Annotated in this window: 17 protein-coding genes; 12 read left to right on the forward strand and 5 right to left on the reverse strand. The window is 72.3% G+C overall.

Going from position 1 to position 23882, the window contains the following annotated elements; all coding sequences use genetic code 11:
• Positions 1-310 precede the first annotated feature (310 nt).
• Positions 311-2455, forward strand: coding sequence for a primosomal protein N' (locus ACH4VO_RS16310; RefSeq protein ID WP_360997790.1), 2145 nt, complete (start codon positions 311-313; stop codon positions 2453-2455).
• Between the two features lie 199 nt (positions 2456-2654).
• On the opposite strand, the gene ACH4VO_RS16315 is transcribed toward ACH4VO_RS16310, so the two are convergent.
• Entirely contained in the window at positions 2655-3215 is a 561-nt protein-coding gene (locus tag ACH4VO_RS16315) for a hypothetical protein (RefSeq protein WP_360997792.1), read from the reverse strand.
• A 494-nt stretch (positions 3216-3709) separates the two neighbouring features.
• Between ACH4VO_RS16315 and fmt the strand changes: the two genes are divergently transcribed.
• The 4 genes from fmt (at position 3710) to ACH4VO_RS16335 (ending at position 8180) form a co-directional block, all read left to right on the forward strand.
• Positions 3710-4639 carry a methionyl-tRNA formyltransferase gene (fmt, locus tag ACH4VO_RS16320; protein ID WP_360997793.1) on the forward strand — a complete coding sequence of 310 codons (930 nt, stop codon included), beginning with the start codon at positions 3710-3712 and terminating at the stop codon, positions 4637-4639.
• Between the two features lie 101 nt (positions 4640-4740).
• Positions 4741-6174 (forward strand): transcription antitermination factor NusB, encoded by a 1434-nt coding sequence (locus ACH4VO_RS16325; protein WP_360997795.1) that lies wholly within the window; start codon positions 4741-4743, stop codon positions 6172-6174.
• A gap of 196 nt (positions 6175-6370) precedes the next feature.
• Positions 6371-7054, forward strand: coding sequence for a ribulose-phosphate 3-epimerase (rpe, locus tag ACH4VO_RS16330; RefSeq protein WP_360997797.1), 684 nt, complete (start codon positions 6371-6373; stop codon positions 7052-7054).
• 139 nt (positions 7055-7193) lie between these two features.
• Positions 7194-8180, forward strand: coding sequence for a sugar-binding domain-containing protein (locus ACH4VO_RS16335; protein ID WP_360997815.1), 987 nt, complete (start codon positions 7194-7196; stop codon positions 8178-8180).
• 120 nt (positions 8181-8300) lie between these two features.
• On the opposite strand, the gene ACH4VO_RS16340 is transcribed toward ACH4VO_RS16335, so the two are convergent.
• On the reverse strand, positions 8301-9359 hold the full coding sequence (locus tag ACH4VO_RS16340) for a terpene cyclase (protein WP_360997799.1): 1059 nt from the start codon (positions 9357-9359) through the stop codon (positions 8301-8303).
• Positions 9360-9653: 294 nt separating this feature from the next.
• On the opposite strand from ACH4VO_RS16340, the gene ACH4VO_RS16345 reads away from it, so the two are divergent.
• From ACH4VO_RS16345 to ACH4VO_RS16365, 5 genes are all read left to right on the forward strand, one after another.
• Positions 9654-11120 (forward strand): GuaB1 family IMP dehydrogenase-related protein, encoded by a 1467-nt coding sequence (locus tag ACH4VO_RS16345; RefSeq protein WP_360997801.1) that lies wholly within the window; start codon positions 9654-9656, stop codon positions 11118-11120.
• A gap of 185 nt (positions 11121-11305) precedes the next feature.
• Positions 11306-12766, forward strand: a complete 1461-nt coding sequence (locus tag ACH4VO_RS16350) for an aldehyde dehydrogenase family protein (protein ID WP_360997803.1) — start codon at positions 11306-11308, stop codon at positions 12764-12766.
• A gap of 159 nt (positions 12767-12925) precedes the next feature.
• Complete coding sequence (locus ACH4VO_RS16355) at positions 12926-13381, forward strand: Lrp/AsnC family transcriptional regulator (protein ID WP_360997805.1); 456 nt, start codon at positions 12926-12928, stop codon at positions 13379-13381.
• A gap of 177 nt (positions 13382-13558) precedes the next feature.
• Entirely contained in the window at positions 13559-14356 is a 798-nt protein-coding gene (locus ACH4VO_RS16360) for a carbon-nitrogen hydrolase family protein (protein ID WP_360997806.1), read from the forward strand.
• 98 nt (positions 14357-14454) lie between these two features.
• Positions 14455-16146: an NAD(P)/FAD-dependent oxidoreductase gene (locus ACH4VO_RS16365; RefSeq protein WP_360997808.1), complete on the forward strand. Its 1692-nt coding sequence runs from the start codon at positions 14455-14457 to the stop codon at positions 16144-16146.
• Between the two features lie 57 nt (positions 16147-16203).
• Here the strand turns inward: ACH4VO_RS16365 and ACH4VO_RS16370 are convergent, their stop codons facing one another.
• The 3 genes from ACH4VO_RS16370 to ACH4VO_RS16380 all read right to left on the reverse strand — a co-directional run bounded on the left by ACH4VO_RS16370 (position 16204) and on the right by ACH4VO_RS16380 (position 19976).
• Entirely contained in the window at positions 16204-16950 is a 747-nt protein-coding gene (locus ACH4VO_RS16370; protein WP_398440952.1) for a DUF5995 family protein, read from the reverse strand.
• A 124-nt stretch (positions 16951-17074) separates the two neighbouring features.
• Positions 17075-18469, reverse strand: coding sequence for a solute carrier family 23 protein (locus tag ACH4VO_RS16375; RefSeq protein ID WP_360998136.1), 1395 nt, complete (start codon positions 18467-18469; stop codon positions 17075-17077).
• 271 nt (positions 18470-18740) lie between these two features.
• On the reverse strand, positions 18741-19976 hold the full coding sequence (locus ACH4VO_RS16380; RefSeq protein WP_360998134.1) for an MFS transporter: 1236 nt from the start codon (positions 19974-19976) through the stop codon (positions 18741-18743).
• A 141-nt stretch (positions 19977-20117) separates the two neighbouring features.
• On the opposite strand from ACH4VO_RS16380, the gene ACH4VO_RS16385 reads away from it, so the two are divergent.
• Both ACH4VO_RS16385 and ACH4VO_RS16390 read left to right on the forward strand, forming a co-directional pair.
• The gene (locus tag ACH4VO_RS16385; RefSeq protein ID WP_360998132.1) at positions 20118-21323 is read left to right on the forward strand and encodes an ROK family transcriptional regulator; all 1206 of its coding nucleotides are present in this window, start codon (positions 20118-20120) and stop codon (positions 21321-21323) included.
• A gap of 211 nt (positions 21324-21534) precedes the next feature.
• Positions 21535-22956, forward strand: a complete 1422-nt coding sequence (locus ACH4VO_RS16390; protein WP_360998130.1) for a hypothetical protein — start codon at positions 21535-21537, stop codon at positions 22954-22956.
• Positions 22957-23882: the final 926 nt, after the last annotated feature.

Raw genomic sequence — 23882 nt, forward strand, 5'->3', positions numbered from 1 at the left:
TATCGGGGCGACCCTCCGCCTTGCGATCGCACGCACCGGGCACCGCCGAGCCTGCCCTTCGGGCAGACGGCGCTACTTTCGACACACGCCCTAGGGCGGTAGGTGTGCCCTGTCGCGCAGACCGCCGGTCGCGTACGGGAGTCATGTGCCGGTCCAGGGATCGCCGGGACCGCCTCACGCACCCCACCGGGGCCCGGACACCGTACGAGGTGTCCGGGCCCCGGTGTGTGGGGTGGGCAACCGGCCGGGGCGGCGGTCCCGGCCGGAGCCGCCCGGAGCCGCTGTCGGTGCCGTCTGGTAGGTATGAGCTGTGAGCAGCGACGACGAGCGGCCCGACGAGCCCGGGGCAGGGGCTCCGGAGCAGCTTGCGCTCATCCGGGAGACCGTGCGCAGGGCCAAGGTGCCGCGCGCCAAGCCCCGGACCTGGCGGGGCGCCGCGCTGGCCCCGGAACTGCCCGTGGCCCGGGTCCTGGTCAACAAGGGCGCACTCCATCTCGATCAGTACTTCGACTACGCGGTCCCGGAGGAGCTCGACGCGCAGGCGCAGCCGGGCGTGCGGGTGCGGGTGCGGTTCGGCGCGGGGGGACGGCAGGTCCGGGGCGGCCGGCGCGAGGGCGGCGGGCTGATCGACGGGTTCCTCATCGAGCGCCGGGCCGAGTCGGACTACCAGGGTGCCCTGGCGGCCCTCGCCTACGTCGTCTCACCCGAGCCGGTGCTCGGGCCCGAACTGCTCGCGCTCTCCCGCGCCGTCGCCGACCGCTACGCGGGCAGCCTCGCCGACGTCCTGCAGCTCGCCGTGCCGCCCAGGAACGGCCGGGCCGAGTCCAAGCCGTCCCCTGCGCCCCTGCCACCACCCGCCACCCCGCCGGCGGGGACGTGGGAGCGGTATGCCCAGGGGCCGGCCTTCCTGAAGGCACTTGCCGAGGGCGGTGCTCCCAGGGCCGTCTGGACGGCGCTGCCCGGACCGCACTGGCCCGCCGAGCTGGCGGCGGCCATGGCCGCGACCCTCGCCTCCGGGCGGGGCGCCCTCGTCGTCCTGCCGGACGGGCGCAGCGCGGCGAGGGTCGACGCCGCGCTCACCGCGCTCGTCGGGTCCGGCCACCACGCCCTGCTGACCGCCGAATCCGGCCCCGAGAAGCGCTACCGGCAGTGGCTCGCTGTCCGCCGCGGTTCCGTGCGGGCGGTGGTCGGCACCAGGGCGGCGATGTTCGCGCCCGTCGCCGATCCGGGTCTGGTGGCCGTCTGGGACGACGGGGACTCCAGCCACAGCGACGACAACGCACCGTTCCCGCACGTCCGCGAGGTACTGGAGCTGCGCGCGGCCCACGGCCGGTGCGCCTTCCTGCTCGGCGGGACGAGCTGCACGGTGGAGGCGGCGCAGCTGGTCGAGAGCGGCTGGGCGCTGCCGCTGCGCGCCGACCGGGAGCAGCTGCGCGCTGCGGCGCCCCTGGTGCGCACGGTGGGGGACAGCGAGCTCGCCCGGGACGGCGCGGCCCGTTCGGCGCGGTTGCCCAGCCTGGCCTGGCAGACCGTGCGGGACGGGCTGCGCGCCGGCCCGGTGCTGGTCCAGGTGCCGCGCCGCGGTTACGCGCCCCGGCTGTCCTGCGAGCGCTGCCGCGAGCCCGCCCGGTGTCGGCACTGCGCGGGTCCCCTGCAGGCCCCGGACCAGCAGGACCTCGACTGCGCGTGGTGCGGGCGGGCGGAGACCGCCTGGCACTGCGTCGCCTGCGGCGGACGGCGACTGCGGGCGCGGATCGTCGGGGCGCGCCGGACCGCCGAGGAGCTGGGGAGGGCGTTCCCCGCCGTTCCCGTGCGGACCTCCGGCCGTGACCATGTGCTCGAATCCGTACCGGACCAGCCCGCACTGGTGGTCAGCACCCCGGGGGCGGAGCCCGTCGCCGAGGGCGGCTACGCGGCCGCGCTGCTCCTGGACGGCTGGGCGATGGTGGGCCGGCCCGACCTGCGGGCGGGCGAGGAGGCGCTGCGCCGCTGGACGGCGGCGGCGGCGCTGGTGCGTGGGCAGCCGGAGGGAGGCACGGTCGTGGTCGTGGCCGAGCCGACACTCCGGCCCGTCCAGGCACTGGTGCGCTGGGACCCGGTCGGCCACGCCCGGCGCGAGCTGGCGGAGCGGGCCGAGCTCGGCTTCCCCCCGGTGTCCCGGATGGCCTCGGTGACGGGGCCGCCGGAGGCGGTCGCCGCGTACCTCGCCGCCGCGGAGCTGCCGCCCGAGGCGGAGGTGCTGGGACCCGTCCAGATAAGGGGAGCGGTGGCGGGCAGACCCCGGCGGCAGGGGGACGCCCCGCCGGGTGAGACCTGGGACCGGGCCCTGGTCAGGGTGCCGCCGGGGCGGGGCGCGGCGCTCGCCGCCGCCCTGAAGACGGCGCAGGCGGCGCGGACCGCACGGGGGACCGGCGATCCCGTACGGATCAGGATCGACCCACCGGACATCGGCTGACGGTCCGGACGCCGGCCGGCACCGCCCGGGCGGCCGGTCCCGGCGCGGGTCGTCGGGAGCGCGGCCCGGACCGGGACGGCGGCCCGGACTGTGCGGGGCCCGAGCTGGCCTGGACTGTGCGGGGCCCGAGCTGGCCCGGACGGTACGGGGCCGAGCTCGCCTGGACCGCACGCGGCCCGCGCAGGGCTGGTGCAGGCGGTCAGCCGTTGCGCGGGCCGGGGAAGGCGCCCGGGCGCGTCTCCTCGCGGGCTGGGGCTGGGGCTGGAGCTGGGGCTGGGGCGGGGCGGTCGGCCGAGGGCTGCGGAGGCATGGAGCGGGCCGCGGGCACGGTCGGCGCCGGGGAGGCCGGCGTGGCCGGCGGGCGGGCCGCCGTCTCGGCGGCGGCGACATCGGCCGCCCCCGGCTGCGGGGTCGCGCGGCGGGCGCCGTAACGGCGGTGCACCGCCTGCTTGGTGACGCCGAGAGCCGAGCCCACGGCGTCCCACGAGAATCCCAGCGAGCGGTCGAAGTCCACCGCCGCCGTGACCAGCGTCTCGACGCTGTCCCGGAGTTCCTGGGCCAGCCGGACCGTGGGGGCCGGCGCCCTGCCGTAGACGACGAAGCCGGCGGAGGGTCCGGAGCGGCGCGGACGGTAGACGTTGCCCAGCTGCGCGGTGAGGGTGCGCAGCGCGTCCACCTGCCGCCGGACCCGCTCGATGTCCCGCACCAACAGGTGCAGACTGGCACGCGCTTGAGCGTCGTGGGTTGCGTGGTCGGCCATGAAGAAGCCTCTCGAACCGGCGTTGAAAGGGATCGGACCGCACGGTGGCGGCCCACTTCGGTCAATCTCACTTGACCAACGCCTCACCCGCCGAAGTGGTCACGCTGTCGGGGCGTATGTCTCGATGCGCGGGGCGCGTGGACGTGCGCACGCCCCCGGAGGCCGGCTCCCGCCGGCACCGGAGGAACCGTTTGTCCTGATCAGCCCGGCCGGGCGCGGTGCCGGGGCGAGGGCCGGGCACCGCCGGGAGGAGCGCCTGGACGAGAGGCCCGTAGGGCTGTCCCGCGCCTTCCGGTGGATCAGCGCGCGGCGTCGGACGCGGGGCCGCGGGGCGTCGCAGGGCGGACGCCCGCGTGCCGCACGGGTGCGGACGTTCCGACCCATGCGGCGAGGTGGTCGTCACGCGCTCGCCGGGATGTACGGAACGGGACAACCCCTAGACTGGTGTGCTGCTCGCCACCGTACGTTCCGGCCCGAGAGGCAGTCCGCCACCCATGAAGCTCGTCTTCGCAGGCACCCCCGAGGTCGCCGTCCCCGCCCTGGACGCCCTGATCGCCTCCGGCCGCCACGAGGTGGCAGCCGTAGTGACCCGTCCCGACGCCCCCGCCGGGCGGGGGCGTCGGCTGGTCGCCAGCCCGGTGGCCGAGCGTGCCGAGGAGGCGGGGATCGAGGTGCTGAAGCCGGCCAGGCCGCGGGACGAGGAGTTCCTGGCCCGGCTGCGCGAGATCGGGCCCGACTGCTGCCCCGTCGTCGCCTACGGCGCGCTGCTGCCCAAGGTCGCACTCGACGTACCCCGCCGGGGATGGGTCAACCTGCACTTCTCCCTGCTGCCCGCCTGGCGCGGGGCCGCCCCCGTCCAGCACGCGGTGATGGCGGGGGACGAGGTCACCGGTGCCTCGACCTTCCTCATCGAGGAGGGCCTGGACTCCGGCCCGGTCTACGGCGTCCTGACCGAGGAGGTCCGGCCCACCGACACCAGTGGCGACCTGCTCACGCGGCTGGCCTTCGCCGGCGCAGGGCTGCTCGCCGCCACCATGGACGGCATCGAGGACGGCACCCTGCACGCCGTCCCGCAGCCCGCCGAGGGCGTCACCCTCGCCCCCAAGCTGACCGTCGAGGACGCCCAGGTGCGGTGGCCGGAGCCCGCGCTGCGGGTCGACCGCGTGGTGCGCGGCTGCACCCCCGCACCCGGGGCCTGGACCCTGTTCCGCGGGGAGCGCCTCAAGCTGGTCCAGGTCGCACCAGTCGTCGACCGCACGGAGCTGGCACCGGGCGAACTGTCCGCCGGCAAGAACACCGTTCACGTGGGCACCGGCTCGCACGCCGTGGAGCTCCTCTGGGTCCAGCCGCAGGGCAAGAAGCCGATGCGGGCCGCCGACTGGGCCCGTGGTGTCCGCATCGCCCCGGGTGAGGTGCTGGGCTGAGCCCTCCTCGGGAAGGGCAGGGCGGTCCGGCACGGGCCGCCCGCTCCGCCGACGTACGCTGGAGAGGTTCGCCCTCTCACCATCAGCGGAGCACCTTTCACGTGAACGACCAGCAGCGCCGCCGTCCCGCCAAGCAGCACCGCCGCCCCCAGAAGGACCCCGTCCGGTTCCTGGCCTTCGAAGCCCTCAGGGCGGTCGACGAACGCGACGCCTACGCCAACCTCGTCCTGCCGCCGCTGCTGAAGAAGGCGCGCGCCAAGGGGGACTTCGACGGCCGGGACGCGGCACTGGCGACCGAGCTGGTCTACGGGACCCTGCGCCGCCAGGGCACGTACGACGCCATCGTCGCCGCCTGCATCGACCGGCCGCTGCGCGAGGTCGACCCGCCGGTGCTCGACGTGCTGAACATGGGCGTGCACCAGCTGCTCGGCACCCGCATCCCCACCCACGCGGCCGTCTCCGCCAGCGTGGAGCTGGCCCGCGTCGTCCTCGGCGAGGGCCGCGCCAAGTTCGTCAACGCGGTGCTGCGCAAGGTCGCCGCCCACGACCTCGACAGCTGGGTGGAGCGCGTCGCCCCGCCCTACGACGAGGACGCCGAGGAGCACCTCTCCCTCGTCCACTCCCACCCGCGGTGGGTCGTCTCCGCCCTCTGGGACGCCCTCGGCGGCGGCCGTGCCGGCATCGAGGACCTGCTGGAGGCCGACAACGAACGGCCCGAGGTGACGCTGGTCGCCCGCCCCGGCCGCTCCACCACCGAGGAGCTGCTGGACGCCCTCGGTGAGGAGAGCGGCCTGCCGGGCCGCTGGTCGCCCTACGCCGTCCGGATGGCCGAGGGCGGCGAGCCCGGGGCCCTGACCGCCGTCCAGGACGGCAGGGCCGGGGTGCAGGACGAGGGCAGTCAGCTCGTCGCCGCCGCCCTCGCGGCCGCGCCCGTCGACGGCCGCGACACCCGCTGGCTCGACGGCTGCGCCGGACCGGGCGGCAAGGCCGCCCTGCTCGCCGCCCTCGCCGCCGGACGCGGAGCGACCCTCCTCGCCGCCGAGAAGCAGCCGCACCGGGCCCGGCTCGTCGAGCGCACCCTGGCCGGCAACCCCGGCCCGTATCAGGTGATCACCGCGGACGGCACCCGGCCGCCGTGGCAGCCCGGCTCCTTCGACCGGGTCCTGATGGACGTGCCCTGCTCGGGCCTCGGTGCGCTGCGCCGGCGGCCCGAGTCCCGCTGGCGGCGCCGCCCCGAAGACCTGGAGGGCTTCGCCCCTCTGCAACGCGGCCTGCTCCGGGAGGCGTTGAAGGCCGTACGGATCGGCGGGGTCGTCGGCTACGCGACCTGCTCGCCCCACCTCGCGGAGACCCGGGTCGTCGTCGAGGACGTGCTGAAGGGACGCGGGGGAGCGCCCGCGGAGGCGGAGTGGGTCGACGCCCGCCCGCTGCTCCCGGGAGTGCCCGCCCTGGGTGACGGGCCAGACATCCAGCTGTGGCCGCACCTGCACGGTACGGACGCGATGTACCTGGCACTGCTGCGCCGCACGGCCTGACCCGCAGCGGCGGCGGTACAGCGGCCGGTACGGGAGGCGCGTCTGCGTACCGGTGCGGCGGCCGGTGGGGTGCATACCACCCCGACGGCGCCGCCGGCCGGGCGAAAAGCCGGGAATGCGCGAACCGTAATGATCCCGTGAGGCTTTGGGGCGCACCGAGGCGGGGAAGTGGCGCGGAACATGGCAGGCTTGGAGCATGGCCCAGATCAACCCCAGCATCCTGTCCGCCGACTTCGCGCGCCTCGCCGAGGAGGCGAAGGCCGTCGAAGGCGCCGACTGGCTCCACGTCGACGTCATGGACAACCACTTCGTGCCCAACCTCACGCTGGGCGTGCCCATCGTGGAGGCGCTGAGCAAGGCCACGGACACCCCGCTGGACTGCCACCTGATGATCGAGGAAGCCGACCGCTGGGCCCCCCTGTACGTCGAGGCAGGCGCCGGCTCCGTCACCTTCCACGCCGAGGCCGCGGCGGCGCCCGTGCGGCTGGCGCGGGAGATCAGGGCCAAGGGCGCGCGGGCGTCCATGGCGCTCAAGCCCGCGACCCCCGTCGAGCCGTACGAGGACCTGCTGCCCGAGCTCGACATGCTGCTGATCATGACGGTGGAGCCCGGCTTCGGCGGCCAGGCCTTCCTGGACATCATGCTGCCGAAGATCCGCCGCACCCGGGAGCTGATCTCCAAGCACGGTCTCGAACTGTGGCTCCAGGTCGACGGCGGGGTCTCCGCCACCACCATCGAGCGGTGCGCGGAGGCGGGCGCGGACGTGTTCGTCGCCGGTTCCGCGGTGTACGGGGCGAAGGACCCGGCCGAGGCGGTGCGAGCACTGCGTGACCAGGCGGTCACGGCCACCGCGACGGCGCCCTGGGCGTGCGCACACTGAGCGAAGGGCAGATGAACGCGGCCCGACGGGCCGGATCGAAGATCGCAGGATCTGACAGGATGAACGGCGTATCGAGCGCGTGAACAGCAGTGAGGAGATCGCGGTGTCTGGCATCTCGGCGGGTCGGTCAGCCATGCGGATGGGACCCGCGGAGCTGGTGCAGGCGGCGGCCATGGCCCGCCGGTTCTACCTCGAGGGAAAGTCGAAGATCCAGATCGCCGAGGAGTTCGGCGTCAGCCGCTTCAAGGTGGCCCGGGTCCTGGAGACGGCTCTCGAACGTGATCTCGTACGGATCGAGATCCGGGTTCCGGCGGAGCTGGACGCGGAGCGTTCCGACGCACTCCGCGCGCGTTACGGCCTGCGGCACGCGGTCGTGGTGGAGTCCCCAGCGGAGGAGCAGGACGACGCCGCCGATCCGGAGAACCTGGGTGAGGTGGCGGCCGAGCTCCTCGGCGAGCTGGTGAACGAGGGTGACGTCCTGGGCCTTGCCTGGGGCCGTTCCACCATCCACATGGCGGCGGCCCTCGACCGGCTGCCGCCGTGCACGGTGGTCCAGCTCACGGGGGTCTACGACGCCGGGACGGCCGAGCGCGGCTCGGTCGAGGCGGTCCGCCGCGCGGCCCAGGTCTCGGGTGGCGAGGCCCACCCCATCTACGCCCCCATGCTGCTGCCGGACCCCGCGACGGCGGCAGCCCTGCGCCACCAGACGGGAATCGCCCGCGCCTTCGAGTACTTCGACAAGGTGACGGTCGCGGCGGTCTCCATCGGCTCCTGGGAGCCCGGCATCTCCACCGTCCACGACATGCTCTCGGACGAGGAGCGCGCGCACTACGCCTCGCTGGGTGTGGCCGCGGAGATGTCCGCACACCTCTTCGACTCCGAGGGCCGCAGGGTGGGCCGGGACCTGGGGGAGCGGTGCATCACCGTGGAGGCGGACCGGCTGCGCCGGATCCCCGAAGTGGTCGCCATCGCGGGTGGGCAGCGCAAGGCGGCGGCGATCGGTGCCGTGCTGCGCTCCGGTCTGGTCACCAGCCTCGTCACGGACACGGCAGCCGCCGACTACCTGCTGACGGAGTCCGCGGCCGGCCAGCGCCCCGCGCTGGAGCGCACCGACCCCGACGCCTGACGCCCGCGTTCCGGCCGGCGCTCTCCGGCGGGTGCGCGTCGACACCTGCGGCACCTCGGGGCGTGCCGCAGCTCACCGAACGGCGTTCGGGATGACGGACGCACCCGCGAACCGGCGTGCTCAGCTCCGGGCACCGCCGGCCGCGGCGTGTCCGGCGCGGTCCACGGCCACGCCGAGGACGGTCTCCTCCAGGTACGCGCCGGGTTCCGCGTACTGGCTGACGTCCGCCGGGTTGTAGCGGGGGGTCTGCCGCGACCAGTCGAGATTGCCGCGCATCCAGCTCCGCATCCCGTCGAGGTACGGGACGAGGGTGCCCGACAGCTGCGGGTACATCTCGATCAGCTCGTCCTCGGCCGTGAGGAAGCGCTCGGTCTCGGCCGCTATCTCCGCGCACACGTGGTCGAGAGCCTGCTGCTCGCCGTAGCCGCGGTGGTGGCGTACCAGGTGCACGAGGTTGTGGATCTCCCCGAGCACCTGCTCCTTCTCGTAGGAATAGACGTCGTTGGCCCAGCACACGACGTTGCAGGAGGCCTCGAGGGCCGTGATGAACCGGGGGTCGTTGTGGATCGACTCGGGTGCCTCTATGCCCGCCACGATCTCGATCAGATCCATGCACACGTGGATCGCGCCGGTGTGCCGGCGGTTGGTCATGTACGCCGCCTCGGACGGCACCACGCCGTCGGCGCGGTTGCCGGCCTCCCACGTCGTGGCGGTCGTCAGGTAGGTCATCAGGTGCCAGGCGAAACGGGCACGCCAGTGCGGGGCGGCCCGTACGACCGTACGTTCCCACAGGTCCGCGAGGGCGACGACGGCGGCGGGGAGCTCTTCGCCCAGGAGGGGACCGGGGGCGTCGCCCTCGACGACCGCCCGCATCCGGGCCACCACGTCGCGTACCCGCTCGGGGCTGCGGCCGAGATGTCCGTCGTCCAGCTGGTCGTCGACGAGGAAGAGCCAGACGAACCAGTCGGCGACCAGGTCCAGGTCCTCTCTGTCCGCCGTCGGGTAGACCATGCCGACGAACGCACCGAAGTCGGCCTGCTCGAAGCGCTCCCTGGCGGACTCGCGGTGCACCAGGCCGGTGCGGCGCGTCCAGGCCGCGAGATGCTCACGGGTGTGCCCCACGTGCGGATTGCTCCGTTGCGGGAACGGGCAGTAGATGTCCGGCAGTTCGCTCTCCACAGGCGGATCCGAGTCCTTTCCGGTGATACGCGGGGCAGGCGCGTCCGGGCACTCCCGCGCAGCGCTGCGGTCACCCGGGACCTGCGGATGCGAAGCTACCTGACCCCCCGTCACCCGGTCCAGGGATCGTGATCACGAAGGGGCGAATCGTGTTCGGGTAGGGTCCCTGGGTAAGGCAGGTTCCACTTGCCCGGCGCCCCCGGGGCCTCTTCGGAGGAATCTATGAACGCGGGGGTGCTTTGCTGTGTCTTCGTGGAGACGACCTGCACCGTTTCGTATGAAAACATGAGCGTTATGCGTTTTCTTGAGCCCGGCACCGGTCGTCACACGGCCGCACCCTCGGTCCCCTACGACCTCACGTACGACGACGTCTTCATGGTCCCCGGCCGTTCCTCGGTCGGTTCCCGGCAGGCCGTGGACCTCTCCTCGCCCGACGGTTCCGGCACGACCATCCCCCTCGTCGTCGCCAACATGACCGCCATCGCAGGCCGCCGGATGGCGGAGACCGTCGCCCGCCGCGGCGGTCTCGTCGTCATCCCGCAGGACATCCCCATCGAGGTCGTCACCGAGGTCATCGGCTGGGTCAAGACGCGCCACCTCGTCCTCGACACACCCATCGTGCTGGCTCCGGGGCAGACCGTCGCCGACGCCCTCTCCCTGCTGCACAAGCGGGCCCACGGCGCGGGGGTCGTCGTCGACGCCGACCACCGGCCCGTCGGTGTCGTCACCGACCACGACCTCGCCGGTGTGGACCGCTTCACCCAGCTCTCCGAGGTCATGTCCCGGGACCTGGTCGTCCTGGACGCCGGCATCGACCCCCGCGACGCCTTCCACACACTCGACGGCGCCAACCGCAAGCTCGCCCCCGCGGTCGACGCCGACGGCAGGCTCGTCGGCATCCTCACCCGCAAGGCGGCGCTGCGCGCGACGCTCTACACCCCCGCCACCGACGCGGACGGCAAGCTGCGTATCGCCGCCGCCGTCGGCATCAACGGTGACGTCGCCGGCAAGGCCCGGCAGCTCCTGGACGCCGGCGTCGACACCCTCGTGGTCGACACCGCGCACGGCCACCAGGAATCGATGATCAGCGCGGTCGCCGCGGTCCGGGCGCTCGACCCGCGCGTACCGCTCGTCGCGGGCAACGTCGTGGCCGCCGAGGGTGTCCGCGACCTGATCGAGGCCGGCGCCGACATCGTCAAGGTGGGCGTCGGTCCGGGCGCGATGTGCACCACCCGGATGATGACCGGTGTGGGCAGGCCGCAGTTCTCCGCCGTTCTGGAGTGCGCCGCCGAGGCACGCAAGCACGGCAAGCACGTCTGGGCCGACGGCGGTGTCCGGCACCCGCGTGACGTCGCCATGGCGCTCGCCGCCGGGGCGTCCAACGTCATGATCGGCTCCTGGTTCGCGGGGACGTACGAGTCACCCGGAGACCTCCAGCAGTCCGCCGACGGCCGCTCCTACAAGGAGTCCTTCGGCATGGCCTCGGCGCGCGCGGTGAAGAACCGCACCTCCGAGGAGTCCGCCTACGACCGGGCCCGCAAGGGCCTGTTCGAGGAGGGCATCTCCACGTCGCGGATGTTCCTCGACCCGGCCCGCCCCGGTGTGGAGGACCTGATCGACTCCATCATCGCCGGGGTCCGCTCCTCCTGCACGTACGCGGGCGCCGCCTCGCTCGAGGAGTTCGCCGAGAAGGCGATCGTCGGGGTGCAGAGCGCCGCCGGTTACGCGGAGGGCAAGCCGCTGCACGCCAGCTGGAACTGACGCCTTCCTCGGCACATCGGAGCCCTCCCGGACGTCTGTCCGGGAGGGCTCCGGCGTGTGTGGCCGGATGACCGTGCACGGTCGTTCGCTTTCGGCCGCAGCTCTCTTCTGTCGCTTCAACTCGGTTGCCCTGTCAGTAATATGAACAACCGTCAGCTATCCGCCCCTCTGTGGTAAGGGATTTCATGTCCTCGTTCTTCACCGACCTGGCCCAGCAGTACATCGACGGCGAGTGGAGGCCGGGCAAGGGGTCCTGGGACATCATCGACTTCAACCCGTACGACGGGGAGAAGCTCGCGTCGATCACCGTGGCCACGGTCGGCGAGGTCGACCAGGCCTACCGTGCGGCCGAGCGCGCGCAGCAGGAGTGGGCGGACACCAACCCGTACGTCCGCCGCGCCGTGCTGGAGAAGGCCCTGCGGATCGTGGAGGAGCGCGAGCCCGAGATCAGCGAGGCGATCGTCGCGGAGCTCGGCGGCACCCGGCTGAAGGCGGGCTTCGAACTGCACCTGGCCAAGGAGTTCCTGCGCGAGGCGGTCCACCTCGCGCTGCGGCCGGCCGGGCAGATCCTCCCGTCGCCCACCGAGGGCAAGGAGAACCGGGTCTACCGGGTCCCCGTCGGTGTCGTGGGCGTCATCAGCCCCTTCAACTTCCCCTTCCTGCTGTCCCTCAAGTCGGTCGCACCCGCGCTGGCCCTCGGCAACGCAGTGGTCCTCAAGCCGCACCAGAACACCCCGGTCTGCGGCGGCACGCTGCTGGCGAAGGTGTTCGAGGAGGCCGGACTGCCCGCCGGGCTGCTGAACGTCGTGGTCACCGACATCGCGGAGATCGGCGACACGCTGCTGGAGCACCCGGTCCCGCAGGTCATCTCCTTCACCGGGTCCGACAAGGTGGGCCGCCACGTCGCCACCGTCTGCGCGGCCAACTTCAAGCACGCCGTCCTCGAACTGGGCGGCAACAGCGCGCTGATCGTCCTCGACGACGCCGACGTGGACTACGCCGTCGACGCCGCCGTCTTCAGCCGCTACATCCACCAGGGCCAGGTCTGCATGGCGGCCAACCGGATCCTTATCGACCGCGCGGTGGAGCGGGAGTTCACCGAGAAGTTCGTCGCGAAGGTGACCTCCCTGCGGGTCGGGGACCCGGCCGACCCCGCGACGCACATCGGCCCGCTGATCAACTCCTCGCAGGCCGAAGCCGTTTCCGCCCTCGTGGACCGGACGGTGGAGGCCGGCGCCACGGCCCTGCTGCACGGCACGGCCGAGGGCAATCTCGTGAGCCCGTCCGTCCTGACCGGCATCGCCGCCGGCTCTCCCGTGCTGCACCAGGAGATCTTCGGGCCCGTCGCCCTCCTCATACCCTTCGACGGCGAGGACGAGGCCGTCCGCATCGCCAACGACACCCCGTACGGACTGAGCGGCGCGGTCCACACCGCAGACATCGAGCGTGGTGTACGGGTGGGCAAGCGCATCCGCACCGGCATGATCCACATCAACGACGGTACGGTCCACGACGAGCCCATCGTTCCCTTCGGCGGGATGAAGAACTCCGGCCTGGGGCGGCTCAACGGCGACGCGATGATCGAGGCCTTCACCACCCAGAAGTGGATCTCGGTCCAGCACGGACGCTCGCTCTTCCCCTTCTGACCGGTCCGTTCTCCGCGGGCGCGCGCCAGGCCGTTCTCTGCGAGGCGCGCCCGGCCGTACCCGTGGCGGACGCGCCCCCGCTCGGCGCCCGTGGTCTACTTCGGGGGCGGCCCGTGCCGCCCCCGGACCGGCCTCCCGCAGAGAAGTGATCCACCTGACGTGCGCCTGAACGACCTCGACGAACGCATCGTCCACGCCCTCGCCGAAGACGCCCGCCGCTCCTACGCCGACATCGGCGCGCTCATCGGCCTGTCCGCGCCCGCCGTGAAACGCCGGGTGGACCGGCTGCGCGCCGAAGGCGCCATCACGGGCTTCACCGTACGCGTCGACCCGGCGGCGCTCGGCTGGGAGACCGAGGGATACATCGAGATCTACTGCAGCCGCAACACTGCCCCCGAGGCCATCCGGAAGGGCCTGGCCCACTACCCGGAGATCGCGTCCGCGTCCACCGTCACCGGTGACGCCGACGCGATCGTGCAGGTCTTCGCCGCCGACATGCGCCACTTCGAGCAGGTGCTCGAGCGGATCGCGGGCGAGCCGTACGTCGAGCGGACCAAGTCGGTGCTCGTCCTCTCCCCCCTGCTGCGGCGGTACACCTCGGGCCCGCCCGCCTGAGACCCAGATCACGCGCCTGACCTGCGCGAAGAGGGTACGCAACGAATCGCCGATCCGGCCGGGAAAGGCGCAACAGATCGACGGTGCACGCGCAACAGTCGCGCCTTGCCGCGCCTGATCACCGCCCCGTACCGTCGATACGTCTCCTCACCCCTCCCGCACCGCCCGAGGTCAGCCATGCCGCCGTTGCGTACCGCCCTGCTTCAGAGCTCCGGACGACCCGGCTCCGTGGCACGGAACACCGAGGTGCTCGACGAGGCCGCGGGACGCGCGGCCGAGGCCGGCGCCCGGCTCCTGGTCTGCCCGGAGATGTTCCTCACCGGATACGCCGTCGGCGACGCCGTCCCCGAACTCGCCGAACCCGCCGACGGCCCCGGCGCCCGTGCGGTCGCCGACATCTGCGCGCGCCACGGGCTGGCCGTCCTGTACGGCTACCCGGAGCGCGCCGGTGGGCTGCTCTTCAACTCGGCCCAGCTCATCGGCCCGGACGGCACCGCGCTCGCCCACTACCGCAAGACCCACCTCTTCGGTGACTTCGAACAGAAGTGGTTCGCCCCCGGGGAGCAGCCCGTGGTCCAGGCCGAGCTGGACGGTGTCCGGATCGGGCTGCTGATCTGCTACGACGTCGAGTTCCCGGAGAACGTCCGGGCGCACGCCCTGGCCGGGACCGACCTGCTGGTGGTGCCGACCGCGCTGATGCACCCCTTCGGCTTCGTCGCCGAATCGGTCGTGCCCGTCCGCGCCTTCGAGAGCCAGATGTACGTCGCCTACGTCAACAGGACCGGCCCTGAGGGTGAGTTCGACTTCACCGGGCTCAGCTGCCTGGCCGGCCCCGACGGCACCGTCCGCGCCCGCGCGGGCCGTGAGGAGGAGCTCGTGGTCGGCGCCGTGGACCTCGGCCTCCTCCGGGCGTCCCGTGCGGCCAACCCCTATCTCGACGGCCGCCGCCCCGCGCTGTACCGCTCCCTCGTCTGAGCTCCCCGCCCCGCCCGCGCGTCCCGCGCCCGGCTCCGCCCCTCCGCGCCCCCGCCTTGCCCCCTTCCCCGCGTTCCCTCGCAAGGAGTCCGTACCCCATGACGTCCACGGTCCCCAACGCCGTCCAGCACACCGACGCGCAGCCGCCGATCACCATGTTCGGGCCGGACTTCCCCTACGCCTACGACGACTTCCTCGCCCACCCCGCGGGCATCGGCCAGATACCGGCGACCGAACACGGGGCCGAGGTCGCCGTCATCGGCGGCGGGCTCTCGGGCGTCATCGCCGCCTACGAGCTGATGAAGATGGGCCTGAAGCCGGTCGTCTACGAGGCGGACCGGATCGGCGGCCGGCTGCGGACGGTCGGTTTCGAGGGCTGCGACCCCTCGCTGACCGCCGAGATGGGTGCCATGCGCTTCCCGCCCTCCTCCACGGCGCTCCAGCACTACATCGACCTCGTGGGCCTGCGGACCGAGCCGTTCCCCAACCCGCTCTCCCCGGCCACCCCGTCGACCGTCGTCGACCTCAAGGGCGAGTCCCACTACGCGAGGACGATCGACGACCTCCCGCAGGTCTACCGCGACGTCGCCGACGCGTGGAGCGCCTGCCTGGAGGAGGGGGCCGACTTCTCCGACATGAACCGGGCGATGCGCGATCGCGACGTGCCCCGTATCCGGGAGATCTGGGCGAAGCTCGTCGAGAAGCTCGACAACCAGACCTTCTACGGCTTCCTCTGCGACTCCGAGGCCTTCAGGTCGTTCCGGCACCGTGAGATCTTCGGCCAGGTCGGGTTCGGTACCGGAGGCTGGGACACGGACTTCCCCAACTCCATCCTGGAGATCCTCCGGGTCGTCTACACCGAGGCCGACGACCACCACCGCGGGATCGTGGGCGGCAGCCAGCAACTGCCGCTGCGGCTGTGGGACCGCGAGCCGGAGAAGATCGTGTACTGGCCGCTGGGTACGTCGCTGGCCTCGCTGCACGGCGGAGAGCCGCGGCCCGCCGTGACCCGGCTCGACCGTACCGCGGGGAACCGGATCACGGTCACCGATGCCAGCGGCGACATCCGTACGTACCGGGCCGCGGTCTTCACCGGCCAGTCCTGGCTGCTGCTGTCCAAGATCGCCTGCGACGACGCGCTCTTCCCGATCGACCACTGGACGGCGATGGAGCGCACCCACTACATGGAGTCGTCCAAGCTGTTCGTCCCCGTCGACCGGCCGTTCTGGCTGGACAAGGACGAGGTGACGGGCCGCGACACGATGTCCATGACGCTCACGGACCGGATGACCCGGGGCACGTACCTGCTGGACGACGGCCCGGACAAGCCGGCCGTCATCTGCCTCTCGTACACCTGGTGCGACGACAGCCTGAAGTGGCTGCCGCTCTCCCCGAACGAGCGCATGGACGTCATGCTCAAGTCGCTGGGCGAGATCTATCCGGGCGTCGACATCCGGAAGCACGTCATCGGCAACCCGGTCACCGTCTCCTGGGAGAACGAGCCCTGGTTCATGGGCGCGTTCAAGGCCAACCTGCCCGGCCACTACCGCTACCAGCGACGGCTGTTCACCCACTTCATGCAGGACCGGCTGCCAGCCGACAAGCGGGGCCTGTTCCTGGCCGGCGACGACATCTCGTGGACGGCCGGCTGGGCGGAGGGCGCCGTGCAGACCGCGCTGAACGCCGTCTGGGGCGTCATGACCCAGTTCGGCGGCGGCACGGACCCGTCGAACCCCGGCCCCGGCGACGTCTTCGACGAGATCGCCCCGGTCGAGCTGCCGGAGGACTGAGCACCGCGGGCGCGGGGGCGGACCCGTACGGGTCCGCCCCCGCGCCGTACGGGAAGGTCAGCGGCAGGGTGTGAGCAGGAAGCGCCCCACCAGGCCGACTCCCGCGTCCGTACGGGCCCTGAACTCCTCGGCCAGCAGGGGCAGGCCGCGCAGCCGCCAGAGCACGCCGGCCGCGGTCCAGGCCGCCTCGCGGGCCCGCTCCAGGCTCCAGACACCCGCCAGGTGGGTGAGCGGGTCGGCCACCTCCAGCAGATCGGGGCCGGGCATCAGACCGTCGCGGATCTGCTCCTCCAGCACCGCGAGGAGATCACCCACCCGCTCGAACTCCTCCTCCAGATCCCGGGGAGCGCAGTCGAGCGCGCGGCAGGTGTCCACGACGGCCAGGGCGAGGTCGTGGCCGATGTGGGCGTTGATCCCGGCCAGCGCGAACTGGAGGGGCCGGAGCCCCGGGTGCCCCCGGAACTGGAACAGGGGACGCCAGCAGGCGGGTGGGTCCCCGCCCGCCTCGGCCGTGTCGACCGCTGCCAGGTAGCGCTCCGCGAACCGGACGTCCAGCGCGGACACGGCCGCCCGGTCGGCGAAGGCGCCGTACCCGATCCGCGCGCCGAGGGCCTCGGTGACCCTCAGGTAGACCTCGTTGAAGACCGCGACGCCGTCCCTGGGCGGCCAGCCGGAGCGCAGTCCGCGCATCCGTTCGATCACCGTGCCGACGCCCACCACCGTGCCGACATCGGCCGCTCCGCTGCCATCGGCCACCGGGCCGACCATGCCGACCGGATCCGCGAACTGCTCGAACTGCTTCATCCGCGCAGCGTCCCAGCCGTCGGCCCCCGAGGGAGCCGACGGGCCGTGGCGTTCATCGGAACGGGCGAACGCCACGCGCCGGGGGAGGGAACGCCGTGCCGTTCCCGCACTCCCCGTGCGGCTGTCAGACCGATCCGGCCGGCGGTTTCTCGTCGTACGTGGAGGTGCCCGAGTCGAGCAGGGGCTCCTGCGTCTTGAGGTGGGCGGGGGCGAAGGCGCGCAGGGCGTGGTAGCCCGTGATCACGACGAGGGTGCCGAGGGCGATGCCGCTCAGCTCGAAGTTGTCGGTGATCTTCAGGCTGACCCCGCCGACGCCGATGATGATGCCCGCGGCGGCCGGTACGAGGTTGAGCGGGTTGCGCAGGTCGACCTTGGCGTTCAGCCAGATCTGGGCACCCAGCAGACCGATCATCCCGTACAGGATGACGGTGATGCCGCCCAGCACACCGCCGGGGATCGCGGCGACGACCGCGCCGAACTTGGGGCACAGGCCGAACAGCAGCGCGAAGAAGGCGGCTGCCCAGTAGGCGGCGGTGGAGTAGACGCGGGTCGCCGCCATCACGCCGATGTTCTCGGAGTACGTCGTGTTGGGCGGACCGCCCACGGCGGTGGACAGCATCGAGGCGGCGCCGTCCGCCGCGATGGCGGTGCCCAGCTCGTCGTCCAGCGAGTCGCCGGTCATCTCGCCGACGGCCTTCACATGCCCGGCGTTCTCCGCGATCAGGGCGATCACGACCGGCAGCGCCACCAGGATCGCCGACCACTCGAAGCTCGGTGCGTGGAAGGACGGCAGCCCGATCCAGTCGGCGTTCGCCACGGCGGACAGATCGAGGCGCCAGTGGTCGACGGCCTCGGCCCCGCCCGCCGGCGAGTGGATCTTGCCGAAGACGAGGTCCAGAACCCAGGACAGCACGTATCCGAAGACGAGCCCGAGGAAGATCGCGATACGGGAGAAGAAACCCCGCAGGCAGACCACGGCGAGCCCGGTGAACAGCATCACCAGCAGCGCCGTCCACTGGTCCTGGGGCCAGTACGTCGACGCGGTCACCGGGGCCAGGTTGAAACCGATCAGCATGACGACGGCGCCGGTCACCACCGGCGGCATCGCCGCGTGGATGATCCGCGCACCGAACCGCTGCACGGTGAGCCCCACCAGGAACAGCACGGCACCGACCACCAGCACCGCGCCCGTCACGGTGGCACTGGTGCCGCCGCTCGCCCGGATCGTGGCGGCGACGCCCACGAAGGAGAGCGAGCACCCGAGGTAACTGGGCACCCGGCCCCGCGTGGACAGCAGGAAGATGGCGGTCGCCACGCCGGACATCATGATGGCGAGGTTGGGGTCCAGGCCCATCAGGACCGGCGCCACGAAGGACGCGCCGAACATGGCGACCACGTGCTGGGCGCCGAGCCCGAAGGTACGGGGCCAGGAGAGCCGCTCGTCCGGGCGCACCACCGCCCCCGGCGCGGGGGTCTTCCCGTCGCCGTGCAAGGTCCAGCGCACGCCGAGGCCGCCCATGGTCACTCCTGTCGGTGTGTGCGGTGTACCCGTCCTGGTCTCCACCGCGAGAAAAATCAGAGCCATGGTAGTGCCGCGACCCCGTGACCTCGCCCTCGGCCCCCGCAGGCCGGCCTCTCGGCGGAGTTCGGTCCCCCGGTCCCGGTCCCGGTTCCGGAGGACGCGGCGGCTTCGGGGCTACGGGGTCGGGTGGGGCCGCCACCGGGTCCCGGCCGGGAACGGGCCGTGCCCGGCTGCCGGCGGGAGCGCGTGTGCTCCGGCCGGCAGCCGCTCAGTCCCCGGTCGTGCTCGCGGCCGGGGACTGAGCGGCGGCCCGTACGCCGCCCTCGGCGACCTTGCGGTCGCCCGCGCGCAGCACTCCGGCGCCCAGCACCAGACCGAAGGCCAGCACCGTCACCAGACCGAAGGACACGAGCAGCGAGGTCGCCTCGGCCAGCGATCCGATCGCGGACGGGGCGATCAGCCCGGAGGTGTACGTGATGGTGGCCACACCCGCGATGGCCCGGCTCGGGTTCGGCCCGCTGCGCCCGGCAGCCGCGAAGGCCAGCGGCACGACGACCGCGACACCCAGTCCGAGCAGCCCGAAGCCGCAGAGCGCGAGCGCCGTGTTCGGCGACAGGACCACCAGCAGTCCGCCCGCCGTGGCCAGGAGTCCGGCGACGCGTACGGTCCGTACGGCGCCGAACCGGTCGACGACCCGGTCGCCGGCGATCCGCGCCACGGCCATCGTCAGGGCGAACGCCGTGGTCGAGGCCGCCGCGAGCCCGGCCGAACTGTCCATGACGTCCCTCAGGTAGACCGCCGACCAGTCCATGCTGGCACCCTCGGCGAACACCGCGCAGAAGCCGACCGCGCCGATGAGCAGGGCCGATTTCGGCGGCAGGGTGAACCGCGGCGGCGGCTCCTCGTCGGGTGCGCTGCGCAGGTCGAGTACGCCCCCGCAGGCGGCCAGTCCGAGCACGGTGAGCACCAGTGCGGCCACCGCGTGGTGCAGCCGGGCGTCCGCCCCGACGTGGGCGGCGACGGTACCGGCCGCCGAACCGATCAGGGCGCCCACGCTCCACATGCCGTGGAGCCCGGACATGATCGACCGGTCGAGCCGGTTCTCCACCTCGACCCCGAGCGCGTTCATCACCACGTCCGACATCCCGGCACTCGCCCCGTACACGAAGAGCGCGCCGCAGAGCGCCAGGAGGTTCGGGGCGACGGCCGGCAGGACCAGCGACAGCGTCCAGAGCGCCAGCAGCCCCCGCAGGGCCGTCCGGGCGCCGAAGCGGTGACTGATGCGGCCGGCCAGCGGCATCGCGAGGGTGGCGCCGATGGCGGGGAAGGCGAGGGCGAGCCCGAGCTGGCCCGCGCTCACCGAGGCGTGGTCCTGGATCCACGGCACGCGGGTCGCGAAGCTCCCGGTCACCGCCCCGTGCACGGCGAAGACCGCGGCCACCGCGTACCTCGCCCGCCTGACCTGCTCCGTACCGAAGACCGGAACCGTTGAATCCGTCGTCATACGCCGTACCCTCCCCTGGACTGTGTCGACCGCCGGCGCCCTGGGCGTCCGAGTGTGCGGTGCGGGCCGTAAACTATCAGGAACCCTGCCTGATAAATAGCCCGTGAGGGCGGACCCGCAGTGATCTGGAAGGATCCCCGCATGCCCGCATCCCCGAGCACCGCCCGGGCCATCAACGACCGGCTCGCCCTGCGACTGCTCCAGCAGGACGGCCCGCTGACGGCCACGCAGCTGAAGACCCTGACCGGACTCTCCCGTCCCACCGTCGCCGACCTGGTGGACCGGCTGCAGGAGGCCGGCCTCGTCCGGGTGGTGGGGGAGAGCGGCTCCCAGCGGCGCGGCCCCAACGCGCGCCTGTACGGGATCGTCGCCGACCGGGCGCACCTGGCCGCACTCGACGTACGGACCGACAGCGTCGCCGTGGTCGTCGCCGACCTGCTCGGCGCCACCCTGGCGGAGGCCACCTCGCCCATCGTCGGCGACGCCGGGACCCGGCCGGCCGTCGAGCAGGCCGTGGCCATGGTGGAGCGCACCGCCCGCGCGGCCGGAACGGCGCCGCTGCACAGCGTCGCCATCGGCGCGCCGGGGCTGATCGACCCGGCCTCCGGCGAACTCCGGGACACCGCCGGGCTGCCGGCCTGGCACCGGGGCCTGGTCAAGGAGCTCCAGCGGCGGCTGCCCGCCACGGTCGTGGTGGAGAACGAGACCAATTTGGCCGCCGTGGCCGAACACCGTACCGGAGCGGCCCTGGACCGGGACACCTTCGCCCTGCTCTGGCTGGGGCACGGCATCGGTGCCGCGGTGATGCTGGACGGGGTGCTGCGGCGGGGCGCGTCCGGAGGCGCGGGCGAGATCGGATTCCTGCCGGTACCCGGCACGCGGGGCGTGCCCTCGGCCGTCAACTGCGAGGGCGGCTTCCATTCCCTGGCCGGCTCGGTCGCCGTCTGCGAACTGGCGGCGTCCCACGGAATCGGGGTAACGGTCCCGGCCGGGGCGGCGGACGGGGAACGGGAGCAGCACCCGGCCGCCGCGTTCGCGGTGGAGGCCGCGGTCGCCGACGGTGGGCCCCGGGGCGAGGCGTTCCTGTCGGCGCTCGCCGACCGGATCGCCCTCGGCGCGGCCTCCGTCGTCGCGGTCCTCGACCCGGGCTGTGTGGTCCTGGCGGGCGAGGTCGGCCGGGCGGGCGGCGAGGCCCTGGCGTCCCGGGTCGAGGAGCGTCTCGCCCGGCTGTCCCCGCTGCCGACCGAGGTGAGGGCCGGACGCCTGGGCGGCGGAGCGGTCCTGAGCGGCGCGGTCCTCGCGGCCCGCGAGGCGGCCCAGGACGCGCTGTTCGCGCCGGGGGGATGAGGGGGCGCTCTTCACCCCGGACGAACCCGGGGGCCCTCACGGACTTCCGGGGCCCTCGCAGAGGTGCAGGCACGCAGGGAAGGGGTCATCCCCTCTGCCACCCTTTCGACATGGGCATGTCGCGTTTCTGGGCAACCTTTCAGCAGGTTTACGGGTCATGAGTACGCGTCACCGATCTGGGGCGCATGATGTCCGATCTGCGGAAGGTCTCATGAATCCTCTCGTCGTCGCGCGGCGTACCCTCTCCGCGTTCGTGCTGGCCGCCCTGGCCGGCACGGCCCTGGCCGGTCCTGCCCATGCCCAGGAGGAACCGCTGCCGGTCTCGATCACCGGCCCTGACAGTGTGAACCTCTCGCTGCACCCGGAGCCGGGTGAGCCGGGTGAGCCGGGTGAGCCTCAGATCCAGTTGGGCCTCCGGGCGCCCGGCGAGCCGGTACCGGACGAAAACGGCGTCACCTGGCCGATCCACACCGGCGAGTACACGGTCACGGTGGACGCGAGCTCCCTGGCCGGCGTCGCCGCAGTAGACTTCTCCCGGCTCGGCGGGTGGCAGGGGTGCTCCGTCGACGGGCTCGTCGCCACCTGCAACAACTACGAGATCTACGCGGGCCAGGACTACAACGACCTCGGCGGCATCCGCCTCGATGTGACCGACGGAAGCACCGCGGGCGATGTCGGCGCCATCGAGATAACGGCCGTGGGCGAGGGTCTGGCCTTCACCGGGCACACGGTGGACGTGCTGGTGGGCGGCCCGGAACTGTTGATGCATCAGCTGACCGAGCCCGCGGGCTTCCAGGCCGGTGACACTTTCCAGGCACCGCTGGGCTTCCGGAACGTCGGCGGGCTGGGTGGTGACGGCGTCCTGCTGCGGATCACCGGCAGCCGGGGCCTGTCCTTCCCCGGTACCTTCAGCAACTGCTGGTACGAGCCGCGCGACCCCGACGATGTGTTCGGACGCTCCACGGCGCTCTGCATCTTCGACAGCGAGTTCGCCGGTGAGGCGGCATACGGGCTGAGCGAGCCCTTCCCGATCGCGACGGCCGGCTTCGCGCTCTACGACACGATGTCCTACAGCTTCAGCGCGGTGCCCGCAGACCAGGCGCGGGAGTTGCTGACCGAAGGCGACTACGAGCCGGGTGACGGATCGGCGCTGGATCTGGTCCGCGTGCCGGACGCGGACCAGCCCGCTTACACCCGCTACGCGGAGATGGATTTCCCGACGGCGAACACCTTCGACCTCGACCTGACGGGTGAGCGGCTGCGGGCCCGCAAGGGCAGCACCGTGTCCGTGGACATCGGTTTCGAGAACCACGGCCCCGCCTGGCTGGCCCTGCTCCGCTCAGGCGGTGAACCGGTCACCTTCTGGGTCGACCTGCCCCCGGGGACCACGGGCACCACGGTTCCCGAGGGCTGCCGCCCGGCGGGATGGGAAGGCGCAGAGGGAGATTACCTCTGTTACCTCGACACGCCGATCCTGGAGGACGCCTCTCGCACCTTCACCTTCGGCCTCCACGTCGACGAGGTGATCAAGAACGCCACCGGCCGGGCCTTCTTCGCGTACACGATGCCCAACGAGGGCCGGCCGGCGAACGACTCCGGGGTGATCGTATTGAACCCTGCGGACGAGGACTGAGCGCCGGCCGGCCCGGCAGAGCGGCGGGGTCATTGCATGATCGGGATGTGCCGGGGTGAGCACTTGAGCAAGCCTCAGGGGGAGGATCCGTGGTGATCTCGTCGAAAACGTCATAACCACAGATGAGTCGGGTCTCGCATGAGATGGAGGCCCGACTCCGGCGTTCCAGGAGGTCCGGAATCTACCTGGGTGCGGCTCGCGGCTGGGGACCGAGTTGGTCAAGGACAGGGGAGATCGGAGATGACGAGTCGGCAGGACGGACTTCCCAGGATTACAGAGGGAAGAAACTCCATGACCACGGGCGTTCGTGCCTGTTCTGCGCCGAATCCCGTTCAACCTGGTCATTCGTCAGGGAGCGGACGTCAGCCGACTACGCCGAAGCCCTGACAGCAGGTCCGGACACCGAGGCGCGCGGGGCCCAACAGCTGCGGGCGAGGGAGCGGGCTTACCCGGCCGTCCTTTGACGCGGGCTGCGGCCGCAATGGCGTGGCTGTCGCCCCAGCAGCAAGTGCACGGGGCTGCGCCTGGATAAGTTCGTGATCGACGTGGTGGGTCTACGTGGTCTTATCTTCCGCCTTGGCAAGGTGTCAGCCGACGGTGACCCGCGTGGTGATGAGTGGTGGGTATGCGAGTATCGGCTGTCAGTTTGTTCCGCCAGGTGATGTAGAGGCGGAGCACGCTGCCTTGCTTTCTTTGCAGAATTTAGCTTTCCGCTTTAATGTGATTGTCGCGGCGTACTTTCGCCACAGCGGAAAGGTAATCGCTTTCTGCGGTATCCCTCACGGGGAGACGTGAAAGATCTCCATCAGTAAGGTCTTGAGCCGGGCCGAGGGATTCATATGTAAGATCCTCGAGAATGGATCATCCCAGCAGTTCACCCTTCGCGGACACAAATACGCAACCCCTGTTATTTGTTATTGCACCTG

The organism is Streptomyces sp. NPDC020780 (genome assembly GCF_044334475.1).
Taxonomy (GTDB): domain Bacteria; phylum Actinomycetota; class Actinomycetes; order Streptomycetales; family Streptomycetaceae; genus Streptomyces.

Bases quoted from the DNA above. Each gene is read 5' to 3' on its own strand.
- ACH4VO_RS16360 (WP_360997806.1), top strand. From the start codon at position 13,559: ATGCCGCCGTTGCGTACCGCCCTGCTTCAGAGCTCCGGACGACCCGGC.
- ACH4VO_RS16335 (WP_360997815.1), top strand. From the start codon at position 7,194: ATGGGACCCGCGGAGCTGGTGCAGGCGGCGGCCATGGCCCGCCGGTTC.
- ACH4VO_RS16390 (WP_360998130.1), top strand. From the start codon at position 21,535: ATGAATCCTCTCGTCGTCGCGCGGCGTACCCTCTCCGCGTTCGTGCTG.
- ACH4VO_RS16315 (WP_360997792.1), bottom strand. From the start codon at position 3,215: ATGGCCGACCACGCAACCCACGACGCTCAAGCGCGTGCCAGTCTGCAC.
- ACH4VO_RS16350 (WP_360997803.1), top strand. From the start codon at position 11,306: ATGTCCTCGTTCTTCACCGACCTGGCCCAGCAGTACATCGACGGCGAG.
- ACH4VO_RS16380 (WP_360998134.1), bottom strand. From the start codon at position 19,976: ATGACGACGGATTCAACGGTTCCGGTCTTCGGTACGGAGCAGGTCAGG.
- ACH4VO_RS16370 (WP_398440952.1), bottom strand. From the start codon at position 16,950: ATGAAGCAGTTCGAGCAGTTCGCGGATCCGGTCGGCATGGTCGGCCCG.
- ACH4VO_RS16345 (WP_360997801.1), top strand. From the start codon at position 9,654: ATGCGTTTTCTTGAGCCCGGCACCGGTCGTCACACGGCCGCACCCTCG.
- ACH4VO_RS16365 (WP_360997808.1), top strand. From the start codon at position 14,455: ATGACGTCCACGGTCCCCAACGCCGTCCAGCACACCGACGCGCAGCCG.
- ACH4VO_RS16375 (WP_360998136.1), bottom strand. From the start codon at position 18,469: ATGGGCGGCCTCGGCGTGCGCTGGACCTTGCACGGCGACGGGAAGACC.
- fmt (WP_360997793.1), top strand. From the start codon at position 3,710: ATGAAGCTCGTCTTCGCAGGCACCCCCGAGGTCGCCGTCCCCGCCCTG.
- rpe (WP_360997797.1), top strand. From the start codon at position 6,371: ATGGCCCAGATCAACCCCAGCATCCTGTCCGCCGACTTCGCGCGCCTC.
- ACH4VO_RS16385 (WP_360998132.1), top strand. From the start codon at position 20,118: ATGCCCGCATCCCCGAGCACCGCCCGGGCCATCAACGACCGGCTCGCC.